2 protein-coding genes are annotated in these 19,517 nt (G+C 25.8%); both read right to left on the bottom strand.

Annotated elements, in window-relative coordinates:
- Positions 1-165: 165 nt before the first annotated feature.
- Positions 166-5,727 carry an immunoglobulin-like domain-containing protein gene (locus GBZ86_RS04680; protein ID WP_152888224.1) on the bottom strand — a complete coding sequence of 1,854 codons (5,562 nt, stop codon included), beginning with the start codon at positions 5,725-5,727 and terminating at the stop codon, positions 166-168.
- 228 nt (positions 5,728-5,955) lie between these two features.
- On the bottom strand, positions 5,956-19,503 hold the full coding sequence (locus tag GBZ86_RS18165) for an immunoglobulin-like domain-containing protein (protein ID WP_327444093.1): 13,548 nt from the start codon (positions 19,501-19,503) through the stop codon (positions 5,956-5,958).
- Positions 19,504-19,517 lie beyond the last annotated feature (14 nt).

The following is a 19,517-nucleotide window of genomic DNA, read 5'->3' as shown; positions in this document are numbered from 1 at the left end:
AATAACAGGGTTGAATCCTTTTTTCTATACTTTTTCACCTAATAGGTGAATTTTTTTTTGTAGAAAAGCATTATTTTAAGCCATATCTATTATGATTTTTATTTTTTCATGAATAATTAGGGATTAATATTATACAGAACTTTTTTTACTTTAAACTTTTAATTATTATTTTTTCTTTATTTTAAATATACTAATTGCAGCTGCTGATATTACAGCCCCTAATGCTACTAAAGCTTTCATTGGCACTTTAACATTATTTGCATTTTTATTTTTTAATAAAGTATCTTTATGTATTTTTTCTTCTTCACCTACAACTTCATCTATTAAATTTATATCTTCACCAACTATTACTTCTCTAGGTACAATAGTTTTATTGCCATCTTTATCTTCTATAGAATAAATTAATTTATATCTACCATTAACTTTATTATTTACTTTTCCATCTACTTTAATTAATGAAGTTATATTTCCATCTTTTTTATCTTTACCTATAATACCTTCCATAGGATTAAATTCTTCTGAATTTTTAATTATAATTTTTTCTGCACCTTCTATTATTGGAAAATCTTCTTTTACAACAGTTACTTCTCTTTCTTCTCTCGTTATTTTATTGTCTTTATCTTTAACTAAATAATTCAATTTATAAATTCCAGTATTTTCACTATCAACACTACCTTCTACTTCTATACTTTCTGCTAAATCTTCATTGTTTTTATCAACAGCTATTACTCCTTGTTTTTTATCAAATTTTTCTCCAATTTTTATTTTTATATTTTCATTTCCAAATATAACTGCATTATCATTACTGATTACTTTTACTACTCTTGTAATAATTGTTTCATTTCCTTCTTTATCTACAACTGAATAAATAATATTATATTCTCCAGCAATATTATTGTTAATATTTCCAATGATTTTCAAACTATCAGTTAAATTATTATTTTCTTTATCTAAAGCTATTACACCTAATTTAGGATCAAATGAGGAACCTATTTTAATAGTAATATTTTCTGCCCCTCTTATTGTTGGCTTTTCATTAGTTGTTACAGTAATTATTCTATTAGCTACTGATTTATTTCCATCTTTATCTATAACTGAGTAAATCAAATTGTATCTTCCATTAATTTCATTATCTACGTGAGCTTCAATTTTTATTTCTTTACTTAAATCTCCATCTTCCCTATCAAAAGCTACTATACCTTCCATAGCATCAAATGATTGCCCTTCATTTATAGTTACATCCTCTACTCCCCTTATTACTGGTTTTTCATTGTTTCTTACAGTTATCACTCTTCTAACTATAGATTTATTACCATCATTATCTATTACAGAATAAATTAAATTATATAACCCATTTATATTAGTATCTACATGACCTTCTATACTAATTTTATCTGTTAAATCTCCATCTTCTTCATCAATAGCAATAACACCATCTTTTTCATGAAAAACTTCACCTTTTATTACTGAAATATCTTCTATACCATTTATTATAGGTTTTTTATTAGTTCTTACTGTTACCACTCTAGTTACTATTGATTTATTTCCATCTTTATCGGATACAGAATAAACTAAATTATAATTTCCATTAACTTTATTATTTATATTTCCTGTTACTACTATTGAATTTGTTAAATCTCCATTTTCTTTATCTATTGCTACTATTCCTGATAAAGGATTAAACTCATCTCCTACTTTTATGGTTATATTTTCAGCTCCTCTTATTATTGGTTTTTCATTAATTCTTACTGTTACTATTCTAGTTACTGTTGATTTATTTCCATCTTTATCAGATACTGAATAAACTATATTATATACACCTGCAACTTTATTATTAATAATTCCTGTAGTTTTTATATTTGCTGTTAAATCTCCATCTTCTGCATCTGTAGCTATTACTGATTCCATTAAATCAAAATTTTCTCCTTCTTTAATAGTGATATCTTCTACTCCTTTTATTATTGGTTTATTATTACTTCTAACTACAACTTTTCTTGTAATAGTAGATTTATTTCCATCACTATCATTAACAGAATAAATTAAATTATATTTTCCACTAACTTTATTGTTTACATAACCAGATATACTTATATTGTTAGTTAAATCTCCATCTTCTTCATCTGTGGCAACTATTCCTGTCATTGGTTCAAAAATATCATTAACATTTATAGTTATATCATCTACACCTCTAATTATTGGTTTTCCAAGTGTTCTTACAGTTACTCGTCTTGTTACTACGGATTTATTTCCATCTTTATCGGATACAGAATAAACTAAATTATAATTTCCATTGACCTTATTATCCACATATCCAGATATCTTTAAATTACTAGTTAAATCTCCATCTTCTTCATCATGAGCTATTACACCTGTCATAGGATTAAATGAATCATTTATATTTATATTAAGATCTGATGTTCCTGTTATAATTGGCTTTTTATTGCTTCTAACTGTTACTTTCCTTGTTATAGCAGAAATATTTCCATCTGTATCCTTAACTGTATAAATTAAATTATACTCTCCACTAACTTTAGTATTCACATTACCTGATATAGTTATATTGTTAGTTAAATCTCCATCTTCTTTATCTACAGCCATTATTCCTAACATAGTATTAAAGTCTTCATTGGTTTTTATAGTAATATCTTCTGTCCCATTTATTATAGGTTTATCATTAGTTCTTACAATTACTCTTCTTGTTATAGAGTATTGATTCCCATCACTATCTACAACTGAATAAACCAAATTATAATTATTAGCAATTTTATTATTAACAACCCCACTTATATTTATAGATTTATTTAAATTTCCATCTTCTTCATCATGAGCCATTACACCTAATAAAGGATCAAAATTATCTCCTGTTTTTATAGAAATATCATCTACCCCTACTATTACAGGCTTATTTTTACTTCTAACTGTTATGTTCCTTAAAACGGTAGTTTTATTTCCATCCTTATCTATAACTGAATAAATTATATTATATATGCCTGGAACAGCACTATTTGCCTCACCTGATATTTCTATTTTTGAAGTTAAATCTAAATCTTCCTTATCTGTAGCAACCACTCCTACCCTTGGATCAAAATTATCTCCTGTTGATATTATTATATTATCTACTCCTATAATATGTGGTTTATCATTGCTTTTTACAATTACAGTTCTTGTAGCTATAATATGATTTCCTTCCTCATCTTCTACAGAGTAAACCAAATTATATTTTCCACTTATTTCTTCAACTACTTCTCCTGTAAGCTTAATCTTATTCGTTAAGTCTTTATTTTCCCAATCTTTAGCTATTACACCTTTGAGAGGGTTAAAATATTCTCCTGTTTTTATAGTTACATTATCTGCTCCAATTATTGAAGGCCTTTTACTAGGTATAACTCTTACTGTTCTAGTTCCTATTGTTGTATTTCCTATACTATCTGTAACAGAATAAACTAAGTTATATCTACTTGTTACATTAGTATTTACCTGTCCGCTAATCTGTATTTTTGAAGTTATATCGCCCTCCTCTTCATCCTTAGCAACAACTCCCTTAAGTGGATTAAACTCATCTCCGATTCTTAAAACTAAATTATCTAATCCTGATAAAATTGGTTTTTTATTTTGTCTAATTATAATTCTTCTTTTAATTACAGTTTCCTTACCCCAACTATTCATTACTGAATAATCCACTGTATAAACACCTGTATTATTTATGTCTACATCACCACTTATAACTAATTTATTTGTAATATCACCATCTCTATCATCAACAGCAGCAATACCTTCATTTACATCAAATTTATCCCCAATTTTTATTTCAATATCTTCAGCCCCTTTTATTTCAGGTGGTGTGTTATAAATTGCTTTCAATCCACTTTCTGTTATTTCAAATGCTACATCATTAATATTTTTAAATCCTGCAACACCTCTAATTCCATGAGAATAATCTTCTTTGGCGTTAATAATATTTCCTAAAATTAGCTGTTTGCTTGGTTCTGCATGCCATAATTTTATAATGTCTCCATAATCATAATTAAATTCTTTTAAAGGATTTAATTTAGCTGAAGTTCCTCTTGATAAACCATCTAAAGTAATAGTTAATTTTTCTTTTAAATTTTTATCTAATATTGATACTTTAAAATAATCTTTTTTAACATAATAATTATGTAAATGAGACCAAGATTGATCATATACTTTAATTTGTTTTTTATCTTCATTAAATCCTATTTTAAATTTTTCTCTATGTCTAACTCTGCCAATTCCCTCTGTACAAATTATATTTTTTTCTAAAGCTTTTCTTTGAGAAACTATAACTTTCCTTTTCGCTAAAGCCTTATTTCCTAAACTATCTATAACTGAATACTCTAATATATTTTCTCCTTCAATAGTATTGTTAACAGTACCTGCCACAGCAATTTTTTTTGAAATATCCCCATCTTCTAAGTCTAAAGCTGTAACACCTTTCATTTTATCAAATAAATCTCCTACTTTTATATTGATATCATCTAATCCTTTTAGTTGAGGACTACTATTATATTTAGCTTTTAATCCATCTTCTGTTATTTCGAATTCTACATTTTCTATTTTATTAAATCCTTCTACTCCTTGTATTCCATCTAAATAATTTTCTCTACCTTCTATAATCTCTCCTTCTATTCTTTGCTTATTACTATTACTACTCCATAATTGTATTACATCTCCATATTCATATTTAAATCCTCTTAACAATTTTAATTTCTCTGATGTTCCTTTATCTATTCCATTTAAGTTAATTAATAATTTTTCTGTTCTATTTCTATCTATTATTTTTATATAAAAACTTTTTTCATTTTTATTAGAAATATTAATAAAATCATCTTTTTCATCATATAACTTAAATTCCTTTTTAAAATCATCAAATCCTATTTTAAAAATATCTTTTATATCTTCTTCACCTAAATTATCTATATGTATTACATTATTTTCTAATTTACTAGGTTCAGCCACAGTTATCATTCTAGTAATTTTCGTTTCTCTTCCCCATTTATCCATAACTTTATATTCTATTGGATAATTTCCTGCTATTTCTGTATTAACTTCACCTGTAATAACTAACTTATTTGTAATGTCACCATCATGATCATCTGTTACTAAAACTCCTTCTAATTTATTAAATGAAGAGTTTACTCTTATTTTTAAATTTTCTACCCCTATTATTTTAGGTTCCTCATTATAAATTGATTTCAAACCATTTTCTGTTATTTCAAATACCACATTATCTATATAATCTCTATTTTGTATTTTATCTGAATAATCTTCTTTTGCTTCTATTATATTTCCATCTATACTATCCCTTCCAGGTTCTGCATACCAAAGTTTTATAATATCTCCATATTCATATTTAAATCCATTTAAAATATTTAATTTATCAGAATTACCTTTATCAACTCCCACAATATTAACATTTAACTTTTCAATTCCTAATTTATTAAAAATTTGAATTTGAAAATATTTATTTTCTTTAAAATATGGTTGAATAACTATATCTCTTTGATTTATTACTCTAAACTCTTTATTTCCTTCATCAAAAGTTATATCAAATTTATTTGAATTAGAATATTGTGCCAATCCATTTACATGTATAATATTATTCTTTAATTTTTTTTCTTCTTTTTCTTCTGCTAATACAATTGCTATATTTTGATTTATACCTAAAATTGCACTTATAACTAAAGCTATTAATTTTTTTTTCTTCATCTTTTTTCCTCCCAATTAATTGTATTGGTGTTTATGGGTATAAGTTTACTTTTTAATTTTTCATTCATATATAAATCAATTATTTATTTAATAACAACAATAAAATTTTAATATCTTTCTATCTTTATTATTCTTTAAATATTTTAAATTTATAATATTTTTTACATTCCAATATTTTCAACAAAAAGAACCAAGCAAAATATTTTATAATTTACTTGGTTCTTTAATTTATTCTTTTTTTCTACGAATAAATGTACCTATAGCCATTAATATTAAACCTATTATATTTAAAGGTTTCGGTTTCTTATCATAAGGAACTAATTCTTGCACATTAGCTTTCCCATTTTCATCATATAAAATATGTTCTTTTTCTTCATCTATTTTTTCATTTAAATTAACTGCTTCATCTCTTTCTACAGTTATAACTCTATTTTGCTCTAATTTATTTCCATCTTCATCAATTATAGAGTATTGCAAATTATAACTTCCATTTTTATTATCTACCATACCTTTAATTTTTATTTTATCTGTTAAATCTACTCCTTTATTATTTCTTGCAATTATTCCTTCCATAGGATTAAATTCTTCTAAATTCTTTATTAATATATCTTCTGCTCCTATTAACTTTGGTGTATTAATATCTGAAACATTCACATTTCTTATTATTTGTGTTTTAACTCCTTCCTTATCAATTAAAGAATATATCAATTTATATTTTCCCACTTTAGTAAAATCTACTTTTCCTTCTACCTTAACTAAATTTGTTAAATCATTATTATTCTTATCTTTTGCTATAACACCTAGCTTTGGATCAAACTCTTCTCCAAGATTTACTTCTATATCATCTATTCCTTGTATTAAAGATTCTTTATCATTTTTAACTAATATAGATCTAGCGACTACGGCTTTAACTCCATTTTTATCTGTTAATGAATAAATCAATTTATATTTACCAGTTTTATTTGTATCAACATTACCTATTACTTTAATTAATTTAGTAACTTCTTCTTCAGTCTTATAATTTATACTTACTCCCGCCATAGGATCAAAAATATCGCCTTCTCTTAATATGATATTTTCTACTCCCTTAATTAAATTACCATTTTGATTTTTAACCTTTATAGTTCTAGTAACTGTTGTTGTTTTTCCTAATCTATTAGTTACTGAATATACTAAATTATAAACTCCTGGAATATTAGTATCTACTTTTCCTACAACCTTTATATTTTCATTTAAATCATTAGAAATAATATCCATTGCAGTAATACCTAATAATGGATCAAATTCATCTCCAAAATTTAAAATCAAATCATTTATTCCATGAATTATAGGAGTATCCTTATCAACAATTTTTATATCTCTATTAGCCGACCTTAAAATTCCCTCTTTATCTAAAGCAGAATATACTAATCTATATATTCCTGGAATATTAGTATTTACTGTACCTTTAACTTGCAATGTTTCTGTTAAATCTTCACCTTTATAATTATTTAATATTACTCCAAATCTAGAGTCAAAATTATCTCCTACTCTTAATGTGACATCATCTACTCCACTTAAAATTAAAGCAGTTGCAGATGTAACGGTTATAATTCTTCTTTCCGAAAATTTCTTTCCATAATTGTCTGTAAAAATATATAATAAATTATAATCGCCTTCAATATTGGTATCTACAGTGCCTATTACTTCTATTGAAGTTATGATTTGATCTTCTTTTAAATTAGTTATTTCTATTCCAGCTTTAGGATCAAAATCATAATTTTTATTTACTATAATATCTTCAAGACCTCCTATTATAGGTTCTTCTGGATTTTCTACTATTACATTTCTAGTTAAAATTATTTTATTTCCCTTACCATCTGATACTAAATAAATTACTTTATATGTTCCTGTTTTAGTAGTATCTACAAATCCTATTATTTCAATATTTTCACTTATATCATAACCATCTACAGTTTTTGCTGTAACTCCAGCCATTAAATCAAAAATTTCACCTAACTTTATAGAAGTATCTTCAATTCCTAGAATTATAGGCGCATCTAATGATTTTACTGTTATAGTTCTAGTTAATGAAGTTATATTACCATCACTATCTTTAATAGAATAAATTAAAGGATATTTTCCTTGAATTTTATTGTCTACTACTCCTGTTATGCTTATTAGTTCAGTTAAATTTCCATCTTCTATATCTATTGCTTCTACTCCTAATCTTAGATCTAAATTTTCACCTATTTTTATAACTTTATTATCAAGTCCTCTTATTTCTGGCTTTTCATTACTTCTCACTCTAACTTTTCTTTTTACAATAGTTTTATTTTCATCTGAGTCTACTACAGAATACATTATTTTATATAGTCCAACATTATTTGTATCTACTTTTCCCAAAACATCTAATTTATTAGTTAAATTTCCATCTTCTACATCCAATACTTCTATATTTAACATAGAATCAAAAGTATCTCCTACTTTTATAGTAATATCATCCACTCCATTAATTATTGGAGCTTCATTACTTCTTACATTAACTATTCTTTTAGCTATAATTTCATTATTATCATCATCTTTTACTAAATAAGTTAATTCATACTCTCCCACAATATTAGCATTTATTTTTCCAATAACTTCTATTGATTCTGTTAAATCTCCATCTTCTTCATCTTTAGCTATTACTCCTGATAAAATATCAAAAGTATCTCCTACTTTTATAGTGATATCATCCAACCCTTTAAATGTTGGTTTTGTATTACTTTTAACCTTTATAACTCTAGGTATATTAACCATATTACCATCACTATCAGCTACTGAGTAAACTAATTTATATTCATCTGGTATTAAATTGTTAATTTCTCCCTCCACCTTTACTAAATTAGTTATATCTCCATCTTCTTTATCAGTAGCTATAATATTTAACATAGGATTAAAAACCTCTCCTACTTTTAGTACTAACTTATCTACTCCTATTAATGTTGGTTTTTCATTACTTCTTACAGTAACTATTCTTTTTGCAATAGTTTCATTTCCGTCATAATCTACTACTGAATAAATTAATTCATATGTACCTATAGCGTTTGTATTTACTTCTCCCTTTACTTTTACTGATTTTGATAAATCTCCATCCTCTCTATCCATTGCTTTTACATATATTAACGGATAAAAATTATCTCCTGCTTTTATAGTAATGTCCTCTATACCTCTAACAAATTTTGGCTTTTCATTGCTTCTTACTCTTACTCTTCTTTTTACAGTATCAACATTTCCATCATTATCTTTTATAGTATAAATTAAATCATAAGTCCCCATCTTATTGGTATCTACATCACCAGATATTTTTATTAAGCTAGTTAAATCTCCATCTTCTTTATCAGTAGCTACAATATTTTTTCTAGCATCAAAATTATCTCCTACTTTTAAAACAATTATATCAGCACCTATAATTTCTGGTTTTTCATTACTTCTTACAGTAACTATTCTTTTTGCAATAGTTTCATTTTCATCATAATCCCTTATAGAATATTTTAATTCATATTCTCCTACAACATTTGTGTCTACTTCACCTATAACTTTTATTAATTCTGTTAACTCTCCATCTTCTGTATCTTCTGCCTCTATACCAGCCATAATGTCAAATGGCTTACCAACTGCTATAGTGCTATGACTAATACCTGTTATAATAGGCTTTTCATTACTTCTAACTCTTACTGATCTTTTTAATTCTGTTTTATTCCCATCATTATCTATAACAGAATAAGTTAAACTATATATTCCTATGTTATTTATATCAACATTCCCTAAAATATTTATTTTACTTGTAATATCTCCATCTTCTTTATCTTTAACTATTACACCTTCTAATGGATTAAATATATCTCCTAATTTTAATGTAATATTATTTGCTCCTAATATTGCTGGTTTTTCATTACTTCTAACAGTTATTACTCTAGGCACAGTAGTTTTATTTCCATCTGAATCAATTGCTCCATAATATAATTTATATACTCCTTCTTTATTTGTATTTACACTACCTTCTACTTCAACTTTTGAACTTAAATCACCATCTTCAGTATCTAAAACAACAATATCTGTAAAATAATCAAACCTATCTCCTATTTTTATTGTTATATCTTTATTGCCTGTTATTATAGGCTTATCATTAGTTTCCACAGTGATTTCTCTATCTGCAGAAGTTTCATTTCCATCACTATCTGTAACAGAATAAGTTAACTTATAAATACCTGAAGTTTTAGCATCTAAATTTCCTTTAATTTTAAGATTATTTTGTATCTCTATATCCGCATCTTCTAAATCACTTACAACTATACCTTCTTTAGGATCAAATTCTTCATTAACTTTTATTTTTTTATCAATAACATTCAATATTACTGGTTTTTCATTACTTCTAACAGTTATTTTTCTATTAATTTCTACTTTATTTCCATCACTATCTATGGAATAATATTTTAATTCATAATCTCCAACTTTATTAACATCAAAATTTCCTTCAAAATAAGTTTTATCTGTTAAATTTCCATCCTCTGTATCTATAACTCTTACTCCATCCATAGGATTAAAATTTTCTCCAGCTTTTATTGTAATGTTTTCTGCTCCTAATATTAAGGGAATATCATTACTCTCTACTTTTATTAATCTTTTTATTCTAGTTGTATTTTCATCTCTATCTGTTACTGAGTAAAAAACTTCATAAATTCCCGGAATATTATTATTTAATATTTCAGCTATTTCAACTGAATTTGTTAATTCCCCATCTTCTGTATCTATAGCTGTTATACCTTGCATTAAATCAATATTTTCTTTAACCTTAATAACTGTATTTTTTATTCCTAAAATTTTAGGTGCTTCATTACTTCTAACTTTAACTTTTCTAATAGCTTCAGTTAAATTTCCATCATTATCAGTTACTGAATATACTAGTTCATATTCTCCTAAAGTATTAATATCAACCTTTCCTTTAATATTAATATTATTAAGCAATTCTCCATCTTCTTTATCATTAGCTATTACTCCAGCTCTTTCATCAAATGGATATCCTATCTTTATAATTTCATCTTTAATACCTATTAGTACAGGTTTTTCATTACTTCTAATCCTTACTTGTCGATTTATAATAGTTTTATTTCCATCACTATCTATTACTGAATATTTTAATTGATAAATTCCTGACTTATTAACGTCAACATTTCCTTTTACTTGTATTAAATTAGTTATATCTTTATCTTCAGTATCATAAGCTTTTATACCTTCCATTGGATTAAAATTATCTCCAACCTTTAAAAGAATATTATCTGTACCTGTTATTACTGGTTTATCATTACTTCTAACTATTATCTTTCTAGCTTTACTTACTTTATTTCCATCATCATCAATTACTGAATAAGTTAACTCATATTCTCCCACATTATTATTATCCACAATTCCATTAATAGCTATTCTATTGGTTATTTCACCATCTTCAGTATCTTTAACTAATACTCCTAGTATTGGATTAAAATTATCTCCTATTTTTATAGTTTTATCTAAAATTCCACTAATAACTGGTTTATCATTACTTCTAACTGTTACTGTTCTTGTAACTTTAACAATATTATCATCACTATCTATAACTGTATAAGTTAAATTATAGGTGCCTAATCTTGATGTATCTACACTTCCTGTAATAGTTAATGAATCTGTTAAATCTTTATCTTCATTATCAGTTACTATTACACCATTATTAGCATCAAAATTGTCTCCCAGTTTTATAGTAGTATTTTTAGCGCCTATTATTACTGGTTTTTCATTACTTCTAACTGTTATCACTCTATTTATATTAGTTATATTTCCATCATCATCAGTTACTGAATAAGTTAAATTATATGAGCCTATTTTATTTACATCTAAATCTCCTGTTACAGATACTAAACTTGTTAAATCACCATCCTCTTTATCTATGGCAATTATTGAAATAAATTTATCAAAAGCATATCCTAATTTAATAGTCATATTATCAGCACCTATTATTACAGGCTTTTCATTGCTTCTAACCCTTACTTCTCTATCTATAACAGTTTTATTTCCATCACTATCTATTACTGAATATTTTAATTGATAAATTCCTTCAATATTAGTATTTACATTGCCTTCTATATTAAGTAAATTATTTATAATTCCATCTTCAGCATCTGTTGCCATTACTCCATTCATTGGATTAAATGTATCGCCCACTTTTATAATCATATCTTCAACACCATTTATTATTGGTCTCTCATTACTTCTAACTGTTACAATTCTTTTTACGAAAGTTTTATTCCCATCACTATCTTCTACTGTATATATTAATTCATATGTACCAACCTTATTTGTATCAATTGTTCCTATACATTTTATTTTATCACTTATATCTCCATCTTCATTATCCAATGCAATTTCTCCAGCTATAAGTTCAAAAGTTTCGCCTGCTTTTATAATTGCATCTTCTATATTTAGTAATCTAGGTTTTTCATTTGTTTTTACTTCAACTATCCTTTTAAGAATTATTTTATTTCCATCGCTATCCGCTACTGAATAGTTTAATCTGTATACGTCTGCAATAGAAGTATCCACATTTCCTTCAACAATTATTTTATCAGTTAAATCTAAATCTTCACTATCTTTTGCTATTATTCCTTCTAAAGGATTAAAACTATCTCCTATTTTTAATGTAATATTATTTAAACCTAATATTTCTGGTTTATTATTACTTCTTACTGTTACTTTTCTAGGTAAAATAGTTGTATTACCGTCCCTATCTTCAACTGAATATTTTAAATCATATTCTCCTAAAACATTACTATTAACATTTCCTTCAATTTTAATTAAATTAGTTAATGAACCATCCTCTTCATCTGTAGCTGTAACTCCTGCCATTCCATAAAACACATCGCCTAATTTTATAGTAATATCTTTTACACCATTTATTTCTGGCTTTGTATCAGTTCTAACTATTATAGTTCTTGTTACAAAAGTTGAATTATTATCATTATCTGTTACAGAATAATATACTTTATATTCTCCAGCTTTACTTGTATTAACACTTCCTTCAATAATGATTGCTGATGTTAAATCTCCATCTTCTTTATCATTGACTGTTACACCTTGTTTAATATTGAAAATCTCTCCAACCTTTATAGTTATATCTTCTACACCATCTATTATTGGTTGTTCATTTGATCTAACTCTTATTTGTCTTTTTACAACACTTTCATTTTCATCATTATCTTTAACTGAATAAGTTAATTCATAAATTCCAGCCTTTTTTGTATTTAAATCTCCTGAAATTTTTATTAAATTTGTTAAATCTCCATCCTCTTTATCAATAGCACTAATACCTTTTAATTTATTAAAAAAATCTCCAACTTTTATTTTTGTATTTATAGCACCATTTATTACTGGATTTTCGTTAGTTCTCACAGAAACTTCTCTAGTTTTATTTACCAAATTTCCATCACTATCTATTGCAATATATTCCAAAATATATTTTCCAGCATTACTTGTATCCACAGTTCCTTTAATAATTAATGAATTTATTAGATCTCCATCCTCTGTATCTTTAACAACAATACCTAACTTAGAATCAAAATTATCTCCTAATTTTAAGGTTATATCATTAACTCCTTCTAATACTGGGATATCATTTGTTCTAACAGTTACTTTTCTTGTAATACTTGTAATATTTCCATCTATATCTTCTACAGAGTATATTAAATCATAAACTCCTATTTTAGTGTTATCAATATCACCTGTAATTTTTACTATTTCTGTTAAATCACCATCTTCTGCATCTGTAGCTACTAACCCAACTTTATAATCTAAAGTATCTCCTAATTTTATGGTTACATCATCTATATCTATTTTAGGTTTAGTATTACTTCTAACTTTTATTCTTCTTTTTAATCTTACTTTATTTCCATCATTATCAATTACTGAATAAAATAAGCTATAAGCCGATATTTTACTAGTATCTATATCACCTTCAACAGTTATTTTATTAGTAATATCTCCATCTTCATCATCTCTAGCAAATACTCCTTGCATTTTATCAAAAGCATCCCCAACTTTTAAAGTTAACTTATCAGCTCCAGATATTATTGGCTTTTCATTACTTCTAACTGTTATTACTCTAGTCTTTTTCAATTCATTTCCATCTGAATCTATTAATGAATAAACTAAAGTAAAATTTCCAACTTTAGAAGTATCCACATCACCTTCTATATTTAAAAGATCTGTTATATCCCCATCTTCAGTATCTTTAACTATAATACCTTCAATATCATCAAAAATATCTCCTACTTTTATTGTTATATCTTCAGCACCTGTAATTATTGGTGTATCATTACTTCTAACTGTTATTACTCTAGTTTTAACAGTTCTATTTCCATCTTTATCATCCACTAAATAATCTAAAACATATTTTCCTACTCTGCTTGTATCCACATCTCCATTTATATTTATTAAATTAGTTAATAATCCATCCTCAGTATCAGTAGCAATTACATCTTCTCTTTCATCAAATATATCTCCAACTTTCACTAATTTATTATCCACACCTGATATTATAGGTTTATCATTAGTTCTAACTGTAATTATTCTATTAGCTGTAATTAAATTACCATCACTATCTGTTACAGAATAAATCAAGTTATATATTCCTGTAGCAATTGTATCTACATCACCATCTACATTTATTAAATGATTTATCTCTCCATCTTCATCATCTATAGCTTCTATTCCTATAAACTTATCAAATTTATCTCCTAATTTTATTGTACTATCTTTAATGCCTAAAAATTTAGGTTTATTATTAGTTCTAACTGTTATGCTTCTATTTACAGTTGTTTTATTACCATCTGTATCAATTACAGAATAAGTTATTACATACTTTCCATCTGTATTTATATCCACATTTCCATTAACTTTTATTGATGAAGTTAAATCATTATCCTCAGTATCTATTGCTTTTACACCATTTAAAGGGTTAAAGCTATCATTGACTTTTATGCTAATATTATCAGCACCTGTTATTACTGGTTTATTGTTACTTCTAACAGTTACTTTTCTATTTAAAATAGTTTCATTATTATCACTATCTTTTATTGAATATACTAAATCATATATTCCTATAGTGTTAACATCTACGGTTCCATGAATTACTATATTTGCTGTTATATCATTATCTTCTAAATCCACTGCATTTATGCCATACATAGGATCAAATGTATCTCCTATTTTTATAATAGTATTTTCAACACCATTTAGTTTTGGTTTTTCATTAGTTCTAACTATTACTTGTCTAGATACCTTTGATTTATTATTGTCATTATCAATTACTGAATAAATTAAATTATATACTCCTGGAACATTAGTATTCATATCTCCTTTAACCATTATTGAACTTGTTAAATCACCATTTTCTATATCTGTAGCTGTTACTCCTAAAAGTTTATCAAAACTATCTCCACTTTTTATAATAATGTCATCTGCTCCTAATATTACTGGTTTATTATTACTTCTTACATTTACTCTTCTAGTAGCAACTGTTTCATTACCATCACTATCAGTTATAGAATAAATTAAATCATATATTCCTACTTGTGAATTATCAATATTTCCTTTAACATTTATTAAATTTGATATATCTCCATCTTCAGTATCATGTGCAACTATTCCAAATAAACTATCAAAAATTTCTCCAACTTTTATTGTTATATTGTTAATACCTATAAATTGGGGTTTATCATTACTCTTAACCGTTACCTTTCTTTTTACTATAGTTTTATTGCCATCTTTGTCAGTTACTGAATAATTAACATCATAAACTCCTACTTTAGAAGTATCCACTTTATTATCAACATTTATAAAATTTGATATATCTCCATCTTCAGTATCTGTTGCAGTTACTCCATCCATAGAATTAAAAGTATCTCCAATTTTTATTGTTAATCTATTAACTCCATTTATTATTGGTTTATCATTACTTCTCACCTTTACTTTTCTTGAAGTAGTAGTTATATTTCTATCTAAATCCTTTACTGAATAAATTACTTCATATTCACCTATTTGAAAAATATTAACTTTATTTTCAACATTTATACTATCTATTAAATTTCCATCTTCAAAATCATGTACTTCAACTTTATGTAAAGGATTAAAGGAGTCACCTAATTTTATTTCAATATCTTCTACTCCTGTTATAATTGGCTTTTCATTACTTCTAACTCTTACAATTCTTTTTACTACTTTTGTATTTTTATCATTATCTATTACAGAATAATTTAATTCATATATACCAATAACATTAACATTAACATTACCAATAACATTTATATTTGATGTTAAATCTCCATCCTCATTATCTATTGCAGTTACTCCATTCATTGGATGAAAATTATCTCCTACTTTTATAACAATTCCATCTACTCCTTTTATTTCTGGTTTAGCATTGCTTCTTACAGTTATGGTTCTATTTTTTGATACTTCATTTCCATCACTATCAATAATTTTATATACTAAGTTATAAGTTCCTATATTATTAATATCAACATTACCTTCAATCTGAATGGAATGAGTTATCTCTCCATCCTCTTCATCATAGGCAATTACATTAGCTACCTTATCAAAATCATCTCCTAGCTTTATAGTAATATCTTCTAACCCTAATATAGTTGGTTTGTTATTACTTTTTACAGTTATATTTCTTTTAATAATAGTTTCATTTTTATCACTATCAGTTACACTATAAATTAAAGTATTTGTTCCTTCTACGCTAGTATCTACATCTCCTATAATTTTAATAAATTCAGTTAAATCTTTATCCTCTACATCTGTTGCAAAAACTCCTTCCATAGCATTAAAACTATCTCCAACCTTTAAAGTTACTTTTTCAACCCCTTCTATAGTTGGTTTTTCATTACTTCTAACAGCAATTAATCTTTTTCCAATTGTATTATTTCCATCAGAATCAGTTACACTATAAATTACTTCATATTCTCCAACCTTAGAAGTATCTACTTTATTATTTATTTTTATATTTTCTGTTAACTCTCCATCTTCAGTATCATTAGCTCTTACATCTACCCTTGGTTCAAAGTCATCTCCAACTTTTATGGTTATATTATTCATGCCTTGAATTACCGGCTTATCATTAGTCTTAACTGCAATTATTCTTCTTTTACTTATTCTATTTCCATCGCTATCTACTACAGTATATTTTAATTCATACACACCTGGTTTAAAAATATTTAAATCACCATCAACTAATATTTTGTTTGTTAAATCATTATCCTCAGCATCACTAGCTGTTACTCCTACTAATTTATCAAATTTATCACCTATTTTTATAATAGAATTTTCAACTCCTGAAATAATTGGCTTATTATTACTTCTAACTATTACTCTTCTAGTAGCTACAACTTCATTTCCATCTTCATCTGCTACAGAATAAAATAAATCATAAGTTCCTTTAACCTTTGTATTTACAGTTCCTTTTATCTTTATTGATTCAGTTAAATCCCCACTTTCTGTATCTCTTGCTTCTACTTCAAAAAGTGGATCAAAAGTATCTCCTTCTTTTATTGTAATATTTTTAGTTCCTATTAGTACAGGTTTATCATTACTTTTAACAACTACAGTTCTTGTAGAATTTACTTTATTTCCATCACTATCTATTACTGTATAAATTAAATTATACGTACCTATTAAATTAGTATTTACAGCACCTTTTATTTTAATTAAATTTGTTAAATCATTATCTTCAATATCACTTGCTGTTACACCCTCCATAACATTAAATGGTTGCCCTATATTTATTATTACTTTATCAACTCCCATTATTATTGGGTTATTATTGCTTCTAACAGTAATAATTCTTTTAACAGTTTTTTCTGCACTCCAGCTATCTTTAACAACATAAGTTAATTCGTAATCACCTAATTTATTAATATCTACATTTCCTGTAACAGTTGGTATTAGATTTTTATCATGATCATCTCTTACTATAACTCCTTCTAAACTATCAAAAACCTCCCCAATTTTTATTGTTGTATTTTCTACTCCTGTTATAATAGGTACTTCATTATATATAGCTTTCAATCCATTTTCAGTTATTTCAAACTCTACAGCATTTACATCAAACCACTGCCTTTGTGAGTAATCCATTCTTGAATCAATTACTTCTCCATTAATATCTAATTTATCTGGTTCAGCATGAAATATTTTAATTCTATCTCCATATTCATAATTATATCCATTTAATTCCTGTAGTTTGCTTGAATTTACATAATCAGTTCCAATAAAACTTATAGATTTTTTTTCTTTTCTATATTGATCCAATATTTTAATAGTGCTATATGTTCTATTTGAAAAATATTCATGAAAAGTATTATCTATAGCATCATAAATATTAAGCTCTTTCTTTATATCATCAAAACCAATTTTAAATTTACCATCACCTATACCTCGAACCACTTGACCTTTAAAATTCATATAATTTTTTTCTAAATCTGGTTTAGATATAACTTTTATATGTGCAATAGCCCTAGATTGTCTTCCCCAACTATCTTCTACCCTATAATTTAGCGTATATTCTCCTATATTATTTGTATCTACCTCTCCAGTTATATTAATTTTACTTGTAATATTGCCATCCCTATCATCTATTGCTGAAATACCTTCAAGCTTATTAAAATTTTCTCCTTGTCTAATAGTTATATCTCTTACGCCATTTATTTCCGGCTTATTATTATATATATATTTCAAACCGTTTTCTGTAATCTCAAAACCTATATTTTCTATATCATTAATATTATTTATATTATTTATTCCATCTGAATAATCTTCTTTACCATCTATTATATTTCCAATGACTCTTAACTTTTTTGGTTCAGCATGATATATTTTCAAAATATCTCCATATTCATAAGGAATATCATATAAATTACTTATTTTATTAGGAGAATATGGACTATCCTCACCTTTAAAATCTTGTGATATTTTTTCAGCACCATTTTTATCTAATAGCTTCACTTCAAAATATTTATTTTCTTTATAAGGAGATTTAGTATTCATAAGTGCAGATACATGACCATATATTTTAATTTTATGATTAATATCATCAAATCCTAACTTAAATTTTAGATCTGTTTTTATAATATTTTCAGTCCATCCAGTAAATATATATTCTTCACCAGCAAACTCAAAAGTATTTAATTCTAATTTAGGTATTTCTACTACTGTAATAACTCTTTCAACTATTGTTCTTCTTCCTAAAATATCTGTTACCTCATAATTAATTGTATAATCTCCAAGTTTAGATGTATCTAAACTTCCATTTATAATTAACTTATCATTAACAGTTCCCTCTAAATCATCCGTTGCAGTGATTCCTTGTTTCAAATCAAAATTACTTCCTTTTCTTACTTTTATATTATCTGCTCCTTTTATTACTGGAGCTTCATTATATAAAGCTTTTAATCCATTTTCTGTTATTTCAAATATTGTATTATATAAATTTTCTTCATCATTAACTCCATCTGTATAGTCTTCTTTTGCATTTATTATTTCACCATCAATTGTTAATCTTCCTTTTTCTCTATGATATAAAATTAAAATATCTCCATATTCATAACTTAAATCCTTTAAAACATTCAATTTATCAGAAGTTCCAAAATCTCCTCCTATTAATTTAACATAAGCTTTTTCATTGTTGTTTTTATCTAAAATTTTTATAGAAAAATAATCTTTATCTATTATAGTCTTATAAT

Source organism: Clostridium tarantellae, assembly GCF_009295725.1.
Classification (GTDB): Bacteria; Bacillota; Clostridia; order Clostridiales; family Clostridiaceae; genus Sarcina; species Sarcina tarantellae.
Note: the sequence above shows the minus strand (reverse complement) of the source record. Positions and strands in the feature narration are given on the sequence as shown.